Origin of the sequence: Dolichospermum circinale AWQC310F (genome assembly GCF_000426925.1) — a bacterium.
GTDB classification, from domain to species: domain Bacteria; phylum Cyanobacteriota; class Cyanobacteriia; order Cyanobacteriales; family Nostocaceae; genus Dolichospermum; species Dolichospermum circinale.
This window is the reverse complement of record NZ_KE384711.1, coordinates 38,547-39,727: the sequence shown is the minus strand read 5'-3', so window position 1 is coordinate 39,727 and position 1,181 is coordinate 38,547. Positions and strand designations below refer to the sequence as shown.

1 protein-coding gene is annotated in these 1,181 nt (G+C 42.8%); it reads right to left on the bottom strand.

Annotation, left to right across the window (positions count from 1 at the left end):
• The coding region (locus tag ACIR310F_RS23085; protein WP_196803244.1) for a calcium-binding protein at window positions 1-1,181 on the bottom strand (1,181 nt) is incomplete at both ends.

The following is a 1,181-nucleotide window of genomic DNA, read 5'->3' as shown; positions in this document are numbered from 1 at the left end:
GTATCATTTCCTGTACCACCAACCAAACTGTCGTTACCCGCACCACCAATCAGGGTATCATTTCCTGTATCACCCAGCAAAGTGTCGTTACCTGCACCACCAATCAGGGTATCATTTCCTGTACCACCATCAAGGATGTTATTAGCCGCGTTACCTGTAATGACGTTATTACCATCGTTACCTGTACCATTGATAGCAGTTGTTCCTGTGAGGGTAAGGTTTTCGATATTGCTCAAGATAGCAAGAGTAAAGCTTGCACTGGATTGAATGCCATCTGTACCCTCTCCCTGATTTTCCGTTATGGTGACAGTTATGCTATCTACAACATAGATATCGTTACCTAAACCACCAATCAAGGTATCAGTACCTAAACCACCATTAAGGGTATCATTGCCTAAACCACCATCAAGGATGTTATTAGCCGTGTTACCTGTAATGACGTTATTACCATCGTTACCTATACCGTTGATAGCGGTTGTTCCTGTAAGAATGAGGTTTTCGATATTGCTGAAAGTAGCAAGAGCAAGAGCGACACTAGATTGAATTGTATCTGTACCCTCTCCCTGATTTTCCGTTATGGTGTCAGTTATGCTATCTACAACATAGATATCGTTACCTAAACCACCAATCAAGGGATCAGTACCTAAACCACCATTAAGGGTATCATTGCCTAAACCACCATCAAGGATGTTATTAGCCGTATTACCTGTGATGGTATTATTCAGGCTGTTTCCAGTACCGTTAATCGCTGTAGTTCCAGTCAGAGTAAGGTTTTCTACATTATCGCTCAGAGTGTAGGTGACAGATGATTGGATCAGTTCTGTACCTCCATTCAACGCTTCTGTAACTACATCACCTGTGTTGTCAACAACGTAAATGTCGTTACCCACACCACCAATCAGGGTATCTGCACCAGTTCCACCATTCAGGGTGTTATTCCCATTGTTACCTGTGATAGTATTATCCAGGCTGTTACCTGTACCGTTAATGTTAGCTGTTCCCGTGAGGATGAGGTTTTCTACGTTGGCACTCAGAGTGTAAGTAACAGATGATTGGACTAAATCCGTACCTTGATTAGCTACTTCTGTAACTACATCACCTGTGCTGTCAACAACATAAGTGTCGTCTCCTAAACCACCAAGCAGAGTGTCATTACCACCACCACCAATCAGAGTGTCATC